Genomic DNA, 17,051 nt, shown 5'->3' with positions numbered 1-17,051 from the left:
GGGGCCGCCCTCCTGGGCGGCCCGCCAACGACCTGCTGCGGATCTCCACACGGTGCCGACGTTCGGATTTCGTGCTGGCGTCCCACCCCCAGTTAACTGCTCAGCGAGGCGAGCGCGGGTCCGGCCATGTACCCGTGCGCCCGAACGGTCACGATCGCCTCTTGCTGGTCGTCGCCCCCCAGCGGGGCCTTGAGCTTCGCCCGCAGCCGGGCCACGTGCATGTCGACGGCCCGCGTCTCCAGGCCCGCGGTGCCGATCCCCCACACCCGCGAGAGCAGTTCCTCGCGGGACACGGCCCGCTCGCGGTTCGACACGAGGTACTTGAGCAGCGCCGCCTCGGTCTCGGACAGGTCGGCCCGGCCCCCGTCGGGCCACCGGACCTCGCGGCGGCCCAGGTCGATCGTCCCCGAGCCCACGCTCACGAGGCACACCTCGGCGACCGGCTTCATGGTCCGGCGGAGGATCGCCTCGACCCGGGCGATCAGCTCCTTCGCCGAGAACGGCTTCACCACGTAGTCGTCGGCCCCCATCTTCAGCCCGCGGACCCGGTCGTCCTCGCTGCCCCGGGCGGTGAGGAGGATCACCGGCCGCGTCGGGTTCGTCCGCCGCAACTCGGAGAGCACCTCCAGCCCGTCCTTCTTCGGGAGCATGATGTCGAGCAGCACGAGATCGACGCCCGCGGCCCCGGCCTCGCGGAGCCCGGCGACCCCGTCGGGCGCCTCGGCCACCTCGTACCCGCTGAGCCGCAGGGCGTCGGACACCCCGCGGCGGATGGCGGCCTCGTCCTCAACAACCACGATACGCGCCTTCGGCATGGGAGCGCTCCGCGAAACGGGATCGAACTCGGGGACCGGGCGGGAAGTCAGACGACGGACCGGGGGCCGCACAACACGGTTTTGCGGCCCCAGGCCCCGCCGCCGGCCTGTTTGGCGGGGGCCGGCAGAAGGTAAGACGTTACAATCCCCCGTTTCGATTGCGCGATTCCCGAGTCGGGCGAACCCGCGGTCTACCACGTGTGCGTCCCGGAGGCGATCGGCCCGGCCCCATTCGCACGGCGAGCCGGGAGCGTCAGCGACCGGAGGTGGGCGCTGAACAAGAACTCCGGTCGCTGACGCTCCCGGCTCGCCACGGCCCCCGCCGCGTTCGCTCGCGTCACTGGGTCCGCCCCCAGTCACTTCGCCTGGAACGAGCCGATGTTCACGTTCTTGTCGAGTTCCATTTTGAACTCGTAGTCGATCGCGAGCGCCTTCTCGCCGTGCTGCTTCGGGTCCACGGTCACGTCCCACCGGAGCAGCCCCTTGGCCTTCTCGTCGCGGACGTACAGCGGGTCGGTGCTCAGGTCCGGCTTCGGGTCCCTGAGGTTCACGGCGATGGTCATGGCCGCCTCGGCGTGCGGCATCCGGTCCCACACCTGCACCGGCACTGCCGCGCTCTTGTAGCTGGTCAACAGGACGCGGTACTTGAACGTGAGCACCTGGTTCCCGCCCTGTGTCGTGCGGGTGCGGTCCACGAGGACGCGCGACACCTGGAGCTGCGGGTCCACGCCGAACCCGACGGTGAACGGCTTGCCGACCGCGACGAGCGGGACCTTCGCGGAGCCGACGAAGTCGCCGCCCAGGTACATGGTCGCCTCGCCGGGCAGCAGCACCACGTCGCTGGTGTTCACCATGTCGGCGAGCCGGTACACGTTCGCGGTGAGGACCGGGACCGCCTTGTAGTAGAACTTCGGGGCGAAGTCGAGCTTGGTGATCTCGACGACCTGCTCGTCGTTGCGGCTCGGGATGGTGAGCCGCGGCTTGAGGACGTAAGTGACGCTCGGGCCGTCGTTGCCGCCGGGGACCGGGCGGAAGTCGGCCTTGATGAACTCGTCGCTGCTCACGAACAGGTCGCAGAACTGCTCCAGCGCGGCCGCGTCGTTCTGCAACTTCTCGGCGGCCTCGCCCTTCTTCTGGGCGTAGTTCCCGGCGACCTGGCCGCGGAGGTTCTTCGACTCCTTTTCCAGCGAATCCTGGAAGGCCCGCGCGCTGAGCTTGTCGCCGGCCGCGAGGCCGGGCGGGACCGGGGCCGGGGCGCGGGCGTCGCCCGGGAGAACCGCGACGCTTGCGCCGGCCGTCACGCCGACCGCGAGCGCCTTGAGGTCCGGCGGCGAGGCGTTCAGCAGCGGCTGGGCGGTCGAGAGGGTGATCTGCGCGTTGGTCCAGTCCTCGCCGGTCTTCTGCTCGATGGCCGCCTGGTACTCGACGACGACCTGGTCCTTCTCCTTGCCGCCGGTGCGGAACTTGTACTGCGGCCGCCACGCCGCGCTGCTCACGAGGTAGTTCAGCCGGACCGTGCCGCCGCCCTGCTTCTTGTCCACGAGGATGACCGCGTCCCGCTCGTTGCGGACCACGCCGCCGGACTTCTCGTCGTGGGGCCGCTTGGCGAACGCGAGCTGGGCCTGCACCTCTTCGAGTTGCTGCTTGACCGCGAGCTGCTCCTTGCTCCGCTTGGTCCGGTCCTCCTGCACGAACTTCGCCAGGGCGATGATCTTCTCGGTGTCGAGGAGCCCCTTGTCGGTCAGGTGTTCGAGCGACTTGGCGGTGAACCCCTCCATCTTGTCGAGGAGCTTGAGGTTCTCGCCGACGGTCTTGAGTTCGGCCTCCAGCGCCTGCTGCTTGGCGGTAAGGGTCTTGATCTGAACGTCGATCTTCCGGACCTCCTCGCGGGTGTCCTCGGCGATGGCCCGGGTGCGGAACCGGACGCTCAGGACGCGGATGTTGTCGGTCCCCTCGGCGTACAGAGACGACTGCATCGTGTACGGCGGCATCGGCGAGACGACGACCTCGGCGAGCCCGGCCGCGTCCGGCGCGGTGACCTCGCGGGTGACCAGGGCGGTGTTCGCGTAGACGGTGACGGCGGTAATCTTGCTGGCCGCGGGCCTCACGGCCTCGGCCTTGTCGTCGGCACGGGCCGCCGCGGTCATCAGGACCGCGAGGGACAGCAGGGAGAGGCGGAAGCGCATGTTAACACCAGTGGTTAGTGGGTAGTGGACAGTGGGGAGTAAAGCAAAAGGCAGCGGACGGGGGCTCCGGGCTCCCCGCTGTCCACTGCCCACTGCCCACTTGTGAAATCACTTCTTCTCGCCGCCGACCTCGAAGCCCTTGGCCCTGGCCTGGTCGCGGATCAGGCCCTTCACGGCCTCGTCGAGCGCCTTCTCGGTGTCGGTCTTCGGCTGCTTGGCCGCCTCCTCGGCGACCTTCTTGGCCCGCTGGGCGGAGAGGTCGGCGATCTTCTTCTGCAGCTCGGCCCGCTCGTCGGCCTTCTTCTTGACGAACGCCACCCGCTCGTCGGGGGTGAGCTTCTTGAGGTCGTCGCACAGCTCGTCGTCCTTGAGGTTCTTGATGTCGAAGTCCTTCTCCTTCATCTTGTCCACGAGGTCCCAGGCCGCGTTCTTGTACAGCGCACCGGCCTTTGACTCGGCGCGGGCGATGGCGGCGACGGCCCCGGCCCCCGGCGCGGCGGGCGCGGCCTTGGCGGCGTTGCGGTCCTGGGCGACCTGGTTCTCGGCCCGCTCCCTGCCGGCCGCGCCGTAGGCGACGTACGTCTTGTTCAGCTCCTCGCCGAGCTTCACGATCTGGTCGTCGAACTCGGTCTTCACCACGACCTGCTTCACGGCCTTGTTCATGTCGATCGCCATGTGCCGGCCGCTGCACTTCTCCGAGAACTTGGCCCACTCGGCCCCCTCGGCCGCGCCGTTGCCGCCGGTGGCGCAGTGGATCGTGTTGACGAGCACGTCGCTCTTCTTGGCCAGCGCCGCGACGTCGTCGAGCGACACGACCCGGTCCTGGTCCACGGGCTCGTTGCCGCACACGAACAGGAGCTTCATCGCGTTCTTGTCGGCGGTCCACTTCTGCTCCTCGATCGCCGTCTTGGTGACGCGGGCGACGAGTTCGGTGCCGCCGCCGATGGTGAGCCCGTTGAGCGCCTTGTACACGTCGTCGAGGTCCACCGTCAGGTCCATGTCCTTGCGGACCCAGCCTTTGTCGGCGGGGTAGTTCGAGTCCCCATAGCTGTACAGTCCGACGCGGAGGTTCGGGGTGGGCTTGAGCTTGGCGAGTTCGTTGACGATGTCCCAGAGGCGGATCTTGGCGGAGTCGAGGAGCCCGTTCATGCTCCCCGACACGTCGAGGCAGATGACCAGGTCGATGGCCGGCCCCTCGGCGACCACGGGGGCCGCGACCGGCCTGACGGCCGGCGGTGCGGCCGGCTTCTCCTGCGCCCCCGCGGGCGCGGCGGCGACGGCCGCTGCGAGTAGGGCAAGGGAGAGGGAGTACGCGGCGTTGCGAAGGTAGCGAGCCATTCGACGGCCTCCTGAGAGAACGGTGGGCAACGGGGTCGAGCGAGCCACACCCTTCCGACGCGATTGTAACTGCGGCGGATTGCGCGTGCTGTAACTTCTGGGTAACGGCGGGATTGGGAGTTGGAGATTGGGAGTTGGGGATCGGAGGATAAGAAGCGGATCGGATGGGGCACGCAATTGCGGAGCGCCGGGTCGCCGGTCCCCAGCGTCCCAATCTCCAACTCCCAATCCCCAGCTCCCAATCCCCGACGCCCGCCTCCCCAGTCCCACTTTGATGAAAGTTCCGACTGTGCGGGTGCCGAAAACTCTCCTGACGTGATCGAATCGAACGAGTCGGGGGGAACACATGAAGCGGACCGCAACCACGTTGGCATTGTTGGCCGGGTTCGGCGGCGGGTGCGTCGCCCCCGGCGGGAACGCACCGAAGGAGGCGGCGGGGGGCTTCGGCACCGTCAGCCGCGGGAGCCAGGTCACCGGGTACCAGGGCCCGAACGGCGAGCCGGTGATGGCCCGCGGCTCGATGCCCGGCGGCACGACCGCCCAGTCGACGGCGATGTTCCGGAAGTACACGCCGCCCGGCACCGCCGGCGTCCAGACCGCGGGCTACGCCGCCCGCGTCCCGGGCACGGCGACCTCCGCCGCGTGGACCGGGGCGTCGGCGGCCGGCGGCGTCCAGCAGGCGAACTTCGGCGGCGGGTGCGGCCCCGGCGGGTGCGGCCCGACGGTGCCCCCGCAGATGTCCGGCGGCGGCATCTACCCGGTGCCCGGCATGGGGCCGCCCGGCGCGGTCGCCGCGGTCGGGGCGCTGGGGGCCAACGGCGGCGGCCAGGGGATCCCGAACGGCCGGGCGTCGATCAAGTTCACCAGCCCGGCCGGCATGAAGGTGACGTGGCAGCTCCCCGGCGGCGGGTTCAACGACGAGGCGAGCGGCCTCACCGCCCCGAAGGAGTACAACTTCACCCAGGGCCAGGTGTACCGCCTGCGGCTCACGCAGATCCTGCCGAACCACCCCGGCAAGGCGTTCTACCCGACGCTCGAAGTGGCCGCCGCGAACCCGAAGACGATCCAGTTCCTGGCCCACGCCTGCGTCCCGGTCACGTTCACCAACGACGACTTCGACCACGCCGTGTCGGGCAACCTCGTCGTGAAGGTGATCTACCTGCCGGACCGCGACAACCAGGACTTCCTGTCGGTCGCCGGTGCCGAGGAGGTCAACTCGACGCGGCTGGAGCCGGGCATCGACCCGGTCGCCGAGGCGCAGCGGAAGGGCTCGGTCCTCGCGATCATCCGGCTCGGCAACATCGACCTGGAGAACCGCGTGTCGCCGGTCATGAACGCCCCGCCGGGCGGGTTCATGGCGCTCCCCCCGGGCGTGATGCCGGGCGCGATGCCGGCCCCGGCCCCGACGGCCCCGGAGTACCCCGCGGGCACGAGCAGCGTGGGCGCGCCCCAGATGCTGCTGCCGCAGGCCCCGAAGTCGCCGGCCGCTCCGCAGGCCATGCCGTCGGCCCCGCCCGCGACGCTGCCGCCGATCAAGTGAGTTGACGGGACGAACCCTACGAGCCCACGGATCACGCGGTCCGTGGGCTCTTGTCACTCAGAACGGCTTCAAGACCCGGTGTTTGGTGGCACAGGCCTCTGGGCTGTGCTCCCGGGCGCACAGGCCAGAGGCCCGTGCCACCAGCCCGAAGCCACTTAACCGGGATCTGCCATGCACGTCGGAGTCCTTCCCCTGTTGGGGTCGCTGGCACTCGGCGGCCCGCCCGCGCCCCCGCCCGTCCCGCAGCCGCCCGCGCCCGCGATCCGGCAGGTGAACGGGACCGCCGGCATCTACCCGGTGCCGGGGATGGGGCCGCCCGGTGCGGTCGCCGCGGTCGGCGCGCTGCCGGTAATGGGCACGGGCCACGCCCCCGCGGCGCTGCCGGCCCCGGCCCCGCTCGTAGCCGCCAAGTTCCTCGCGCCCAAGGGCACCCGCGTCACCGCGTTCCCCGGGTCGCCGCTGGCGAAGATGCTCGAAGCGCCGACGGTCCTCGGCCTGCGGCCCGGGTACGTGTACCGGTTCGCACTCAGCAACCTCCCGTACGCCCCGGGCCAGACGCTGTACCCGGAGGTCGAACTCCGCGGCGTGCTCGTCCCGCGGGCCGGGATGAAGTACATGGACTACCCGATCCCGCTCCTGTTCGCGCCGGCCGACATCGCCCGGGCGCTCGAGGGGGCGGTGGTCACCAAGGTCATCTACCTCGAGGACCCCGAGAAGGCGATCCCGGCCGAGACGACCGCCGACGCGCCGATCGAGGTTCCCGAGGACTCCGAGAGGCTCGCGCTCCAGGCGGCCCGCGAGAACGGCCGGCTCATGGCGATCGTGCGGCTCGGGAACCGCAAGCCGTCGCCCGAGGAACTCGTGACGACCGCGGTGCCCGGGACGATCCTGTTCCCCGGCGAGAAGTACCTCCAGGCGCCGCCGCTGCCGCCCGTGTTCCCGTTCTGGGGCGTCCCGCTGTTCGACCCGATCCTCGGGCCGCGCCCCCCGAAGGAAGAGTGCCTGCTGAACGGGGACGACCGCAAGGACTTCCTCGGGATCGGGGCCGAGGGCCGGCTGTACGGGCTGAACGCGACCGACGTGGGCGTCGAGTTCACGATGGGCGGCAAGCGGAAGGTGACCACGTCGTGCCCGGCGTGCATCTGCGCCCCGCGGTACATCATCCGCAAGGTGGAACTGGTCCCGGCCGGGTTCGACCTGCGGATCGGGCTGGCCGGCACCGTCGGCGAGCTGCGCCCCGCCGGGTTCCTGGAGCGGGTCCCGGCGCTGACCGAGATCGGCCGCGACAAGGCGAACGAGTTCGTCGGCCGGGTCCGCCCGATGGCCTACGTCGGCCGGGTCGGGGTGGGCGTCCTCATCGGGATGAACAAGCCGGCCGCGGTGGCCCAGGTGTTCGGGGTGAAGGTGGAGGGCACCTACGTCGAGCCCGAGCAGCTCACCGCGTACCCGACGCTGTGCCCGCTGACGGTGACGAAGGTGATCGACCCGGCGGGGCCGAAGCAGGTCGGCGACGTGGTGACGGTGGTCATCAGGTACGCGAACACCGGCACGAAGGCCGCGACGGACATCGTCATCAGCGACAGCCTGAGCGGGCGGCTCGAGTACGTCCCCGGGTCGGCCCAGACGGACCGCCCGTCGAACTTCTCCAGCGCCGAGAACGAGGCCGGGTCGCTGGCGCTGCGGTGGGAGCTGCCCGGCACGCTGCTCCCGGGGCAGGCCGGCACCATCAAGTTCAAGGCCAAGGTGCGGTGAGCGGGGACCCAGGGACGTGACCAACCGGGAGCGGGGCACTCACGTCCCCCGCTCTTCGGCGTTCCGCGGCCCGTTACTTCTTGTCCTTGAACGGGTCGGGCTTGGGCAAGTCGGGGAGGGTGTTCCGGGGCTTCATCCGGGGCGGCCCGGGGAGCACCGACGAGTCGTCGGTACCCGACAGCGGCCGGAGCCCCGGGGCCGAGTTCGCCCCGATCCACGACTCGCTCGGCAGCACCGTGCCGGACGACACGGCGTCGGCGATCGGCACCGCGTCGCCGTCGGACAGGATCGACGACGCGCCCTCGGCCGACGGCGGCAGCGCGACCTGGGCCATGAGCACGTCGGACAGCGAGTCGCCCCGCGGCACCGCGGCCGCGTCCGGGACGGCGACCGCCTCGGCCTCGGCGACCGCCTCCGCGACCGCCTCGGCCTCGGCCTCCGGGGTGACGACCCAGTGCCCGGGGTCGATCTCCAGCACCACGGCCACGAGGGCCGGGACGGACGCCCGCACCGACGCGAGCGCCTGTTCGACCTCCTGCATCGGGAGCTCCCAGGCCCACGCGAGCCACGCCCCGCCGTCGGCCGGGCCGGGGAGGTCGGGCGGGTCGGGCACCGCGGCGGCCTCGTGCAACTGCGCCGCCGCCTTCAGCCGCAGCGCGTCGAGGGCGGGCACCACCTTCTTCCACCGCGGGTGCAGCACCTGGGCCACGAGCAGCGCGCCGGCGATCGCCCGGAGCCGGGTGCGGCGGGCGTTGCCCGCGCTCGCCTTGAGCTTCTCAACGAGCCGGGCGGCGGCCGCGTCCAACTCCTCGCGGCCGCCCCACAGCGGGGGCGGGTCACCGGCGGCGGCCGCCGCCTCGTTCATCGCGGCCGTCACCGCCTCGGCCGCCTGCCGGGCGCGGGCCGCGGCCGACGCGATGACGTCCGGGTCGGCGGGGTGCGCCGCCGCGAGCGTGGTCACCTCCCGGTTGAGGCGGGCGAGTTGGGCGTCGAGCGTCGCGAGCGCCTGCCGGTACGCGGACTGGAACGTGTCGGGGGTCATGGGACCGGAGCGGGGTGGGGGACGTAGGAATGTATCCCACTACTGTACTCGCGCGCCGCGGCCGACGCGAGAAGTTGGGCGGTTTCGGGCGAGTGGCGTCACGGCCCGGCCGCGCGCGGCGCGCGCCGCCACAGGGTCCACACCAGCCCCCGGGCCGCCCCGAACGCGAGCGAGAACGCGACGAAGGTGCTCGCGACCAGCACGATCGTCGGCCCGGTCGGCACCCCGGCCCGGTACCGCACCCCGAGGTGGTGCGCCAGGAACGTGCCGCCGGCCCCCGACACGGCCCCGAACGCCGCAGCGAGCAGCACCATGACGCCGAGCCGGTCCGTCCACTGCCGGGCGGCGGCCGCCGGCGCGACCAGCAGCGCCGTCATGAGCACGATGCCGACCGCCTTGAGCCCGATAACCACCGCGACTACCGTGAGCGTCGTCAGCAGCAGGTCGAGGCGGCGGACCGGCAGCCCGATGCTCGCGGCGTAATCGGGGTCGAACGCAAGCACCTTGAGGTGCTTCCAGGCGAGCAGCACGACCAGGACGACGCCGGCCCCGAGGCCGCCGATCACCCACAGGTCGCCCTCGCGGAGGTTCGCGGCCTGGCCGAACAGGTAGCGGTCGAGCGGGTTCGCGCCGGCCCCGGGGGTGCTCTGGGCCTCGCGCATCAGCGCCAGCCCGAGCCCGAAGAACACCGCCAGCGTGCCCCCGAGCGCCGCGTCCTCGGGCACCCGCGACCGCCGGCCGATCACGCCCACGAGCACGAGCGCCGCCCACCCGGCGACCGCCCCGCCCAGGACCAACATGAGGGGCGACCGGCCGCCGAGGAGGAACGCGAGCGCGACCCCGGGCAGGGCCGCGTGCGACACCACGTCGCCCTGGAGGCTCTGCCGCCGCAGCACCGCGAAGCACCCGACCACGCCGGCCGCGACCCCCAGGAGGGCCGCGCCCGGGGCGACCGTCCACAGGGCCGGAACGTCGAACAGTGACAACACGCTGTCAATCATGTGGTGGGTTTGGGGGGAGTGAGTGCCCGGTGACTTCCCCTCTCCCCTTGCGGGAGAGGGTGGCCGCGCTTCGCGGCCGGGTGAGGGGTGCGAGCTACTCATCTCGGAAGGCAGTACCCCTCACCCGCTCGCAGAGCCTCGCTGCCCTCTCCCGCAAGGGGAGAGGGCGGCACCCGGCCCTCGCCGCTCGCGGTCGGTATCGCGCTGATGCCCCGTGCCTCACTTCCCGGCCAGTTCCTCGAACGTCTTGTTCAGGATCGGGTACTTCCGCCAGTCCTTGTAATCGTAGTGCCACCACTCCTCTTCGTAGACGCTGAACCCCTCGGCCGCCATCGCCCGGAGGAGCAGGTCGCGGTGCCACCGCTGGCGGGACGTGGTGCCCGGGTAGTCCGGGAACGCGCGGTCCGTCATCTCGTCGTACCCGCTGACCATCTCGACGACCTTGCCGGTCTTCCGGTCGTACAGCCCGAGATCGACGGCGCACCCGCGGTTGTGCCGCGACCCCTGCGACGGGTCCGCGACGAAGTTGTGCAACTTCTCGGGCGTCGCGTCCCAGAACATCTTGGTGACGTACCACGGGCGGTAGGCGTCGTACACGATCAGCCCGTAGCCGCGTTGCTTCACCGCCGCCTGCACCCGGGCGAGCGCCGCGGCCGCCGGCTTCTGCATGAACGCCTTCGCCGACGAGTAGAACGGCTTGCCGAGGAAGTTGTTGTCGGTCGCGTACCGGATGTCGAACTTCACGCCGTCGATGGTGGCGAGGTCCACGAGGTCGGGCTTGAGGAACTCGCCCTTCTCCTCGGGCGGGGTCGCGGCGAGCGCGAGCTTGCGGAGGTCGTCGAGCGGCTTGATCGGCTTGATCTGGAACGTCTCACCGCCCTCGCCGTCGATCTTGCGGCGCTCGAACACGACGCTCGCCGCGGTCACCTTGGTCGCGCGACCGGTCTTATCGCGGGTGAACACGAGCTTCTCCCCGTGGTACATCCCGCGGTCGGCCGGGAACGCGAACACGTCGTCCGACTCCTCAGTGAGCGGGTCCACTTCGGTCCACTCGATGAGCGCGTGCAGCTTGCCGTCGCGCTCGTAGACGTAGAGCGTGTTGTGGTCCCAGCCGTACTCGCCGATCAACCCGCGCCACTTCGCCGGTACCTCGGGCGGCGCGTCGGTGCGGGGCTTCTCCTTCGTGTACGCCGCCTTGCCGAGTGTGAGCGTGTCGCCTTCTGCCACGATGCGCGTGCCCCACCCCTGCACGTCATCGACCACGAGTTCCTTGCCGAGCTTGCGGAGTTGCACCACCGGCCCGCCGCGGTCCGACTGCACGAACAGCCGGCCGAAGCTCTCGGTGAGGTCGAGGTGTCGCTCGCCGCCGCGGTAGCGGCCGACGAGCGCGGCGATCTCTTGCGGCGCGAGGCGCTCGGGCGCGTCGAGCTTCGGCAGCGGCTTGCCGGCCTTCGCCGCGAGCATGAGCCGTAGCGCGTCGTCGGCGATGCGCGTGGTGACGGCGTTCGACACGTCCCGCGACGCGACCACGACGACCCCGAGCTTCTCGGCCGGGAGGAGCGCGAACTCGGTGGCGAACCCGTAGATCGCGCCGCCGTGGCCGACGCGCTTGCGGCCGTCGAGGTCGCCGACGATGAACCCCAGCCCGAAGCCGCGCTGCCCGTCCTTCGCGAACTGCGGCCGGAACATCTCGGCGATCGTCTCGGGCTTCAGGAGTTGCTTGCCGCCGACTTTGCCGCCTGCGAAGAGGCACGACTGGAACTTCGCGAGGTCGAGTACGGTCGAGTACGGTCGAGTACATGCACCCGGCCGGGGCGACACCGAGTTCGAACGCCGGGCCGGGAACTCGCGGCCGTGGTACGTCCACATGAGCGCGTCCGCGAGGTGCTTCTTGACCGCGGGCGTCGCAACGAACGAACTCGACGCCATGCCGAGCGGGTCGAGCACGCGGCGTTGAACGTGGGTCTCGAACTTCTCGCCCTGCGACTTCTGGAGCACGTAGCCGACGAGCCCGACCGCGGCGTTGGAATACTTCGTCCGCGAACCCGGGTCGTAGACCGGCGCGATCCCGTTCAGGCTCGCGACGCTCTTCTCCAGGCTCGGCTCGGTGGGGTCGAAGTAGTTGCCGACCGGCGGCTCGCGGACCAACCCCGAGCGGTGCGCCATGAGCATCCGCAGCGTGACTTCCTTCTGGCCGTCCCTGTATGCGGGCTTAAAGTCCGGGACGTACTTCGCGACCGGCGCGTCGAGGTCGAGCTTGCCGTCCTCGACGAGTTGCATCACGGCGACGTCGGTGAACAGCTTCGACACCGAGCCGACGCGGTAGACCGTCTCGGCGGTCGCCGGGGTCTTCTTCCCGCGATCCGCGAACCCGAACCCGGCGGCCCACACGACCTTTTGGTCGTCGACGAGCGCGACGCTCACCGCGGGGAGTTTCTTGTCGTCCACCTCGCGGCGAACGAGCGCTTCGAGTTCGGCGACCGCGGCCTTGTACGGCTCCGCGGCCGGCACAGCCGGCTGCGCGCACGCCGCCGGCGCGACGAACAACACTGCGACGAGGGACACGAATCGCATGACATCTCCTTCAACACCGGCCGTTCACTTGTAGTCCTTCGCCTCGATCCGCACCAGGGTGAACGGGTAGATGATCGTGGCGTACAGCGTACCGTCCCTCGCCTGCGCGAGCGCCATGTGGGCGTGCAGCGGCGTGAGCGTGCCGTCGGGGAGCTTGTGGAACCCGTGGGACCACGGTTTCGGCTTGCCGTCCTTGCCGGGGCCGAAGTCGAACCAGTCGGCGTTCTTCACCGCCAGCACGCCGTGGTCGCGGGCCTTCCTGGTCGCCGGGTCATAGCTCACGAGTTGGTGCAGGTAGCCCCTGCCGAACTTGGTCGCGTTGTCGACGCGCTCCAGCGCGTACACGAGGCCGTCGTGCCCGACGATCAGCGACCCGCGGCTGTCGTGGCCCTTCCCGTCGATGAGCTTGCCGAGGTCGGCGACCGGCACCTTCGGGCCGTCGGCCGCGAGGTCAATGCGGAACAGCGTCGGGTCCGACATGCGAATCAGGTACGCGGCCTTTGCGTCCGGCGCGAGCGCCCAGCACGGCGGCCCGAGCTTGTCGCCGGCCGCACCGACCGCCTTGCCGTCGGAGGCGAGGTCGAGCAGTTCGAGCTTGTCGGTGACCGGGTCGAACCGCGCGAGCTTGAAGTCCTTGGTGACGACGACGGCCCGGCCCTTCGCGTCGAGGAGCGTCTGGGCGTACGCCGTCAGCCGCAACTTCGGGTCCGGCTCGCGGTACTGCTTCGTCTTCAGGTCGAGGACCATCCAGTGGTGGTCCTCGCACGTCACGACGTACGCGAGCCCGGCCTTCTCGTCGGCGGTCACGTCGTTGACCCCCTCGCCCTTGAACGGGATGCCGAGGCTCTCGGTCCTCCCGATCTCGGGGTCGAACACCATGACGTAGCCGCCCGGGTAGTCGGCGGTGTCGTCCTTGCCGCGGCGGTACCCCTGCTTGCTGCCGACGTAGATCTTGCCGCTGGGGGCGACGAAGTTCCGCGTGTGGATCTTCGACTGCGCCGCGAACGTCGGCTTCTCGGGGGTCTTGAGCCCGCACACCTGGTTCACGTCCACGACGACCTTCTGCGCGCCGGTCTTCGGGTCGAACTCGATCAGGTAGGCGTTGAGCCCGTAGGCCGCGGTGCCGACGTACACCTTCCCGTTCTTCCCCTCGCACAGTGAGAAGTACCCGGACTCGTCGGTGTGCGTGTGCGGGAGAATGTGGTGTGCCGTGCCCCGCACGTACGGGAACGGGGCCTTGGGCTGCTCGGCGACGGCGAGCGACAGTGCGATCACGGAGAGGAACACGGGACGACTCCTGGGCGAGCGGGGACGTGAGCCCCGGTTGGACTCAATTCGCGAGTACCGGGGGACTCACGTCCCCCGCTCGCCCGGTAGGGTTAGCGGTCGATCAGGATCATGTCGGCGACGTCGAGCGGTATCGTGATCTGGATGCCGCCCTTGAGTTGCGTGAACTTCAGTTCGCCCCGCTCGACGCTCCGCACCTTCGCCGGGTTCTCGACGCCGCGGATCGTCACCGTCAGCGACGTGAGGGGCGCGCCGACCCAGTTCACGAGCGGCACCGCGAGCTTCGCGGGCTTGCCGTCCTTCGCGGGCGTGTCGATGCACGTCGCCTCGACCAACCCGTCGGTCGTCACCACGTGCCGGACCTCGGCCCCGCGGCGGGGGAGGAAGTCGTCGACGAGGCGGGCGAGCAGGTGCGTCGCGATGCCGGTCGGGAGGAAGTGCGCGAAGCTCTCGGGGCTCGCGCCGCGGTCCACGGGCCGCACCGGCAGTGCGTGCTTGAGGTACGCCTGCCCGGGGAGGAACCCGAACAGCACCGCCCGGCCCGCGCCGTGCTTCTTCACCACCACTGCGGGCGACCCGTCCTTGAACGTGCCGACCGCCGTGCCGTCGCCGACCGTGAGCGGCTGCTTCCACGCGATCACCGGCACGTTGTAGACGTGGCTCGGCTGGTTCACGTCCTCGCGGCCCTTCTTCGGGAGCCCGCCGAGGTTCCACTGCACCGCGTCCATCGGCTCGTACCGCGGCAGGTCGTGCTTCGGCAGGAACGGCTGGTTCTCCTTCAGCAGGTGCTTCGGGATCAGGTTCGGGTCGGTCTCGATCTTGAGGCCGGTCGCGCCGTACAGCTTCGCGGCCGCGGGGTTCTCCTTCTGGAACTCGTTGAAGAACCCGCCGCCGGCCATCGCGACCGCGGTGCCGCCCGCCTCGCACCACTTCTGCAGCGCATCGACGCACTTCGAGTGGACGTGCTGCTGCGTGACGTAGATGACGGCGTAGTCCTTGGCGCGGCCGTCGATCACGTCGTCTTCGCTCAGGAAGTCGACCGGCACCTGGGCGTGCCGCAGCGCGAGGTACAGCGCCTTGCGCTCGTTGTTGTGCAGCGCGAGCGAGAAGTTGTTCACGCCGGTGACCAGCTCGTCGACGCTCGACAGCAGCAGCCCGACCTTCGCCGGCCGCATTCGGGCGTCGAGGACGTAGTCCTCGAAGATGCCGGCCTCGTGGGTGCAGCGATGAATCTGCTTCCACATCGGCAGGTCGTAACTATCAACGTAGTTCTCGGTGTTGCCGACGGCCGACGGCGTGGCGCAGAAGTAGTTCACCATCTTCGCCCCGTGCGCCACCGCGGTGTAGAAGCTCTGGCGGAACTCGCTCGGGATCTGCCCCGGCGAGTGCGGCATGACGTACATGTGGATCGGCAGGTCGTCGTACTTCGCCCCGGCCCGCAGGCCGCTCAGGAGGTAGCCGGTGACCTGCGGGCTGAAGTCGGCGATCTGCCAGGCGTAGTCCTCGGTCCACGGCATCGACAGCGCCTTCAGCTTGAACGGGCGTACGTAGTCGATCTCGGTGACGAGGAAGTTCGCGTGCGGGGAGTAGTTCGCGCCGGTGAGCACGCCCTTCGAGCGGTAGTACGCGGTGCCCTCGGCGTACCTCGTGCCGCCCTTCTCCTTGGCGGCGATCTGCGAGTAGTAGTACAGCGGGTGCTTGCGGTCGGTGGTGTACTTCACCTCCCCCTCGACCGCGACGCTGCGGGCCTTGAGCCACGCGGCGAACTCGTCGTCCTTGAGCGGGACCGCGGGGAGGTGCATCTCGTCGCCGTAGCTGACGACGGCGAGGTCGTCGAACCCGCCCTTGCGTTCCGCCTCGTGCTTCTTGATCGCGGCGAGCGACGGATCGGGCCAGTGCGCGACCAGTTCGCGCTTCTTGCCGGCGGCGTTCACCGCGGTGTTGTCGCCGAGCGCGACCGCGAGTTGCTGCGCCTCGGTGGGGAACGCCGTCAGCGCGCCGCTGAAGCTCATCAGCCCGTAGATCGGCATCCGCTTCGGCACGCTGCCGACCTTCGGGAACTTCGCGACCTCGGCGTTGAGCCAGTCGAGCGCCTCCTTCTGCGTGCGGACCTGCGGCACCCAGTACCGCTTCGCCATCGCCTTGGCGAGATCGGCGTTGGGGTAAGCGCACCCGGGAACGTCGAACGTGACAGGCGACAGCCCCGCCGGCGTGCCCTTCACGGTGACGTCCTTCACCACCTTGATGCCGCCCTTGCCGTCGGGCACGCCGAACTCCAACCGCAGGTGCAGGCCCGCGACCTTGCCCTTGTACTGTGCCTGCGGGAACCACTGCGAGTGGTACAGCGCGTCGCACACGTTCCCGAGCGGCACCCAGCTCGACGCCTCGCCGGGCTTGAGGTACTCGTCGTCGGGGACCCCGCCCTTGGGCGCTTCGACGACGGGCGCGAGTTGGTCCGGCTTCACCGCCTCGGACCGCGGCCCGGCGTACCGGTACTTGCTCGGCGTGACGACGCGGCCGGACTTCAGCACCTGCGTCGTCGGCCAGTCGCGGACGTGGATGTAGTACGGCGAGTGCTGCCCCAGATCGAACGGCGCGACGACCGGCACCACCGGCCCGAGCCCGTCGGCGGGGTTGGTGAACCGCACGAACACGTCGCCGTCCTGCACGAGCCAGCCGTCGAACTCCAGGTAGTTTGCCTTTGCCTGCGCGGCGATGCCGGCCCTGTCGTTGGTGAGGCACACGACATCGACGTGCCGGCGGGCGGCGTTCACCCGCTCCTTCCCGTTCTCGAGCTGCGCCGCCGCGACGAGCCGCAGCGTGGCCGGGCCGGCGGCGAGCTTCACGGTGCCCGGGTGCTGCCACACGATGTTGTCGGTGCCGCTCCAACTGTACCGCTCCATCGGCACCCGCTTGTGCCCGTTGAGCCCCCAGATCTTCGGGTCGCTGAGCCGCCCGCACGGGAGCGACGCGAGCACCTTGCCGCCCTGCTCGACCTCGACGGTGAACTCGCACGAGAACTGGAACGGCTGCTCGTACCGCGCCATCACGTCGTAGGTGTCCTCGTAGGGGACGTTCACGACCGTCTCGGCCACGGCCGTCTTGCCGGCGTCGAGTTGCTCGGGCGCGCCGAGGCACCCCATGCGCGACAGGAACGTGACCGCGAACGTGCTGGCGTAGTAGTTGTCGCGGTACGGCACGACCTTCCACCCCGGCGACTTCACCGCGAAGTCCTCGGTCTCGGCGATCAGGCGCACCGGGAGCTTGTCCTGGGCCGGGGCGGGCGCGGCGAGCGCGAGGAGTGCGGCGAGGGCGAGGAGCGTGCGGGGCATGAGTGGTCCCACGGGGAAGCGTGCGGGAGTCAGATGGTACTGTGGGTGCGTGCCCGACGCCAGAACCCGAGGCGTTGCTCGCGGGTTTGGGCGAACCCAGAGCGCCACCGAGGGGGTGACGTCACCCCCGCCCAGGCGCTCAGGGTTCGCCCCCGCCATTCACATACGCGCCGCGAGGTACGCG

10 protein-coding genes are annotated in these 17,051 nt (G+C 70.3%); 2 read left to right on the top strand and 8 right to left on the bottom strand.

Annotated features, from left to right (window positions below; genetic code table 11):
- Nucleotides 1-92: 92 nt before the first annotated feature.
- The 3 genes from ACTIGN_RS08520 to ACTIGN_RS08510 form a co-directional block, all read right to left on the bottom strand.
- On the bottom strand, nucleotides 93-815 hold the full coding sequence (locus ACTIGN_RS08520) for a response regulator transcription factor (protein ID WP_439622783.1): 723 nt from the start codon (nucleotides 813-815) through the stop codon (nucleotides 93-95).
- Nucleotides 816-1,171: 356 nt separating this feature from the next.
- Nucleotides 1,172-3,001, bottom strand: coding sequence for a mucoidy inhibitor MuiA family protein (locus ACTIGN_RS08515; protein ID WP_439622781.1), 1,830 nt, complete (start codon nucleotides 2,999-3,001; stop codon nucleotides 1,172-1,174).
- Nucleotides 3,002-3,109: 108 nt separating this feature from the next.
- Nucleotides 3,110-4,339 (bottom strand): vWA domain-containing protein, encoded by a 1,230-nt coding sequence (locus ACTIGN_RS08510; RefSeq protein WP_439622779.1) that lies wholly within the window; start codon nucleotides 4,337-4,339, stop codon nucleotides 3,110-3,112.
- Nucleotides 4,340-4,685: 346 nt separating this feature from the next.
- Here ACTIGN_RS08510 and ACTIGN_RS08505 point away from each other — a divergent pair, with 346 nt between their 5' ends.
- Nucleotides 4,686-5,879 carry a hypothetical protein gene (locus tag ACTIGN_RS08505; protein ID WP_439622777.1) on the top strand — a complete coding sequence of 398 codons (1,194 nt, stop codon included), beginning with the start codon at nucleotides 4,686-4,688 and terminating at the stop codon, nucleotides 5,877-5,879.
- A gap of 171 nt (nucleotides 5,880-6,050) precedes the next feature.
- Complete coding sequence (locus ACTIGN_RS08500; protein WP_439622775.1) at nucleotides 6,051-7,631, top strand: hypothetical protein; 1,581 nt, start codon at nucleotides 6,051-6,053, stop codon at nucleotides 7,629-7,631.
- 73 nt (nucleotides 7,632-7,704) lie between these two features.
- Here ACTIGN_RS08500 and ACTIGN_RS08495 read toward each other — a convergent pair whose 3' ends face one another.
- From ACTIGN_RS08495 to ACTIGN_RS08475, 5 genes are all read right to left on the bottom strand, one after another.
- The gene (locus ACTIGN_RS08495; protein WP_439622773.1) at nucleotides 7,705-8,673 is read right to left on the bottom strand and encodes a hypothetical protein; all 969 of its coding nucleotides are present in this window, start codon (nucleotides 8,671-8,673) and stop codon (nucleotides 7,705-7,707) included.
- A gap of 98 nt (nucleotides 8,674-8,771) precedes the next feature.
- A complete protein-coding gene (locus ACTIGN_RS08490) occupies nucleotides 8,772-9,674 on the bottom strand; it encodes a metal ABC transporter permease (protein WP_439622771.1) in 903 nt (300 codons plus the stop codon).
- Nucleotides 9,675-9,893: 219 nt separating this feature from the next.
- Entirely contained in the window at nucleotides 9,894-12,248 is a 2,355-nt protein-coding gene (locus ACTIGN_RS08485) for a serine hydrolase (RefSeq protein ID WP_439622769.1), read from the bottom strand.
- A gap of 24 nt (nucleotides 12,249-12,272) precedes the next feature.
- Nucleotides 12,273-13,535, bottom strand: a complete 1,263-nt coding sequence (locus ACTIGN_RS08480) for a hypothetical protein (RefSeq protein ID WP_439622767.1) — start codon at nucleotides 13,533-13,535, stop codon at nucleotides 12,273-12,275.
- Between the two features lie 92 nt (nucleotides 13,536-13,627).
- Nucleotides 13,628-16,867, bottom strand: coding sequence for a hypothetical protein (locus ACTIGN_RS08475; RefSeq protein ID WP_439622765.1), 3,240 nt, complete (start codon nucleotides 16,865-16,867; stop codon nucleotides 13,628-13,630).
- Nucleotides 16,868-17,051: the final 184 nt, after the last annotated feature.

The sequence above is a fragment of the Gemmata sp. genome (assembly GCF_051859125.1).
Lineage (GTDB): Bacteria > Planctomycetota > Planctomycetia > Gemmatales > Gemmataceae > Gemmata.
The sequence above is the reverse complement of the archived record's forward strand: the minus strand, read 5'-3'. Positions and strand labels throughout refer to the sequence as shown.

Coding starts and splice junctions, on each gene's coding strand:
- ACTIGN_RS08495 (WP_439622773.1), bottom strand. CDS start 8,673: ATGACCCCCGACACGTTCCAGTCCGCGTACCGGCAGGCGCTCGCGACG.
- ACTIGN_RS08515 (WP_439622781.1), bottom strand. CDS start 3,001: ATGCGCTTCCGCCTCTCCCTGCTGTCCCTCGCGGTCCTGATGACCGCG.
- ACTIGN_RS08505 (WP_439622777.1), top strand. CDS start 4,686: ATGAAGCGGACCGCAACCACGTTGGCATTGTTGGCCGGGTTCGGCGGC.
- ACTIGN_RS08500 (WP_439622775.1), top strand. CDS start 6,051: ATGCACGTCGGAGTCCTTCCCCTGTTGGGGTCGCTGGCACTCGGCGGC.
- ACTIGN_RS08510 (WP_439622779.1), bottom strand. CDS start 4,339: ATGGCTCGCTACCTTCGCAACGCCGCGTACTCCCTCTCCCTTGCCCTA.
- ACTIGN_RS08475 (WP_439622765.1), bottom strand. CDS start 16,867: ATGCCCCGCACGCTCCTCGCCCTCGCCGCACTCCTCGCGCTCGCCGCG.
- ACTIGN_RS08485 (WP_439622769.1), bottom strand. CDS start 12,248: ATGCGATTCGTGTCCCTCGTCGCAGTGTTGTTCGTCGCGCCGGCGGCG.
- ACTIGN_RS08490 (WP_439622771.1), bottom strand. CDS start 9,674: ATGATTGACAGCGTGTTGTCACTGTTCGACGTTCCGGCCCTGTGGACG.
- ACTIGN_RS08520 (WP_439622783.1), bottom strand. CDS start 815: ATGCCGAAGGCGCGTATCGTGGTTGTTGAGGACGAGGCCGCCATCCGC.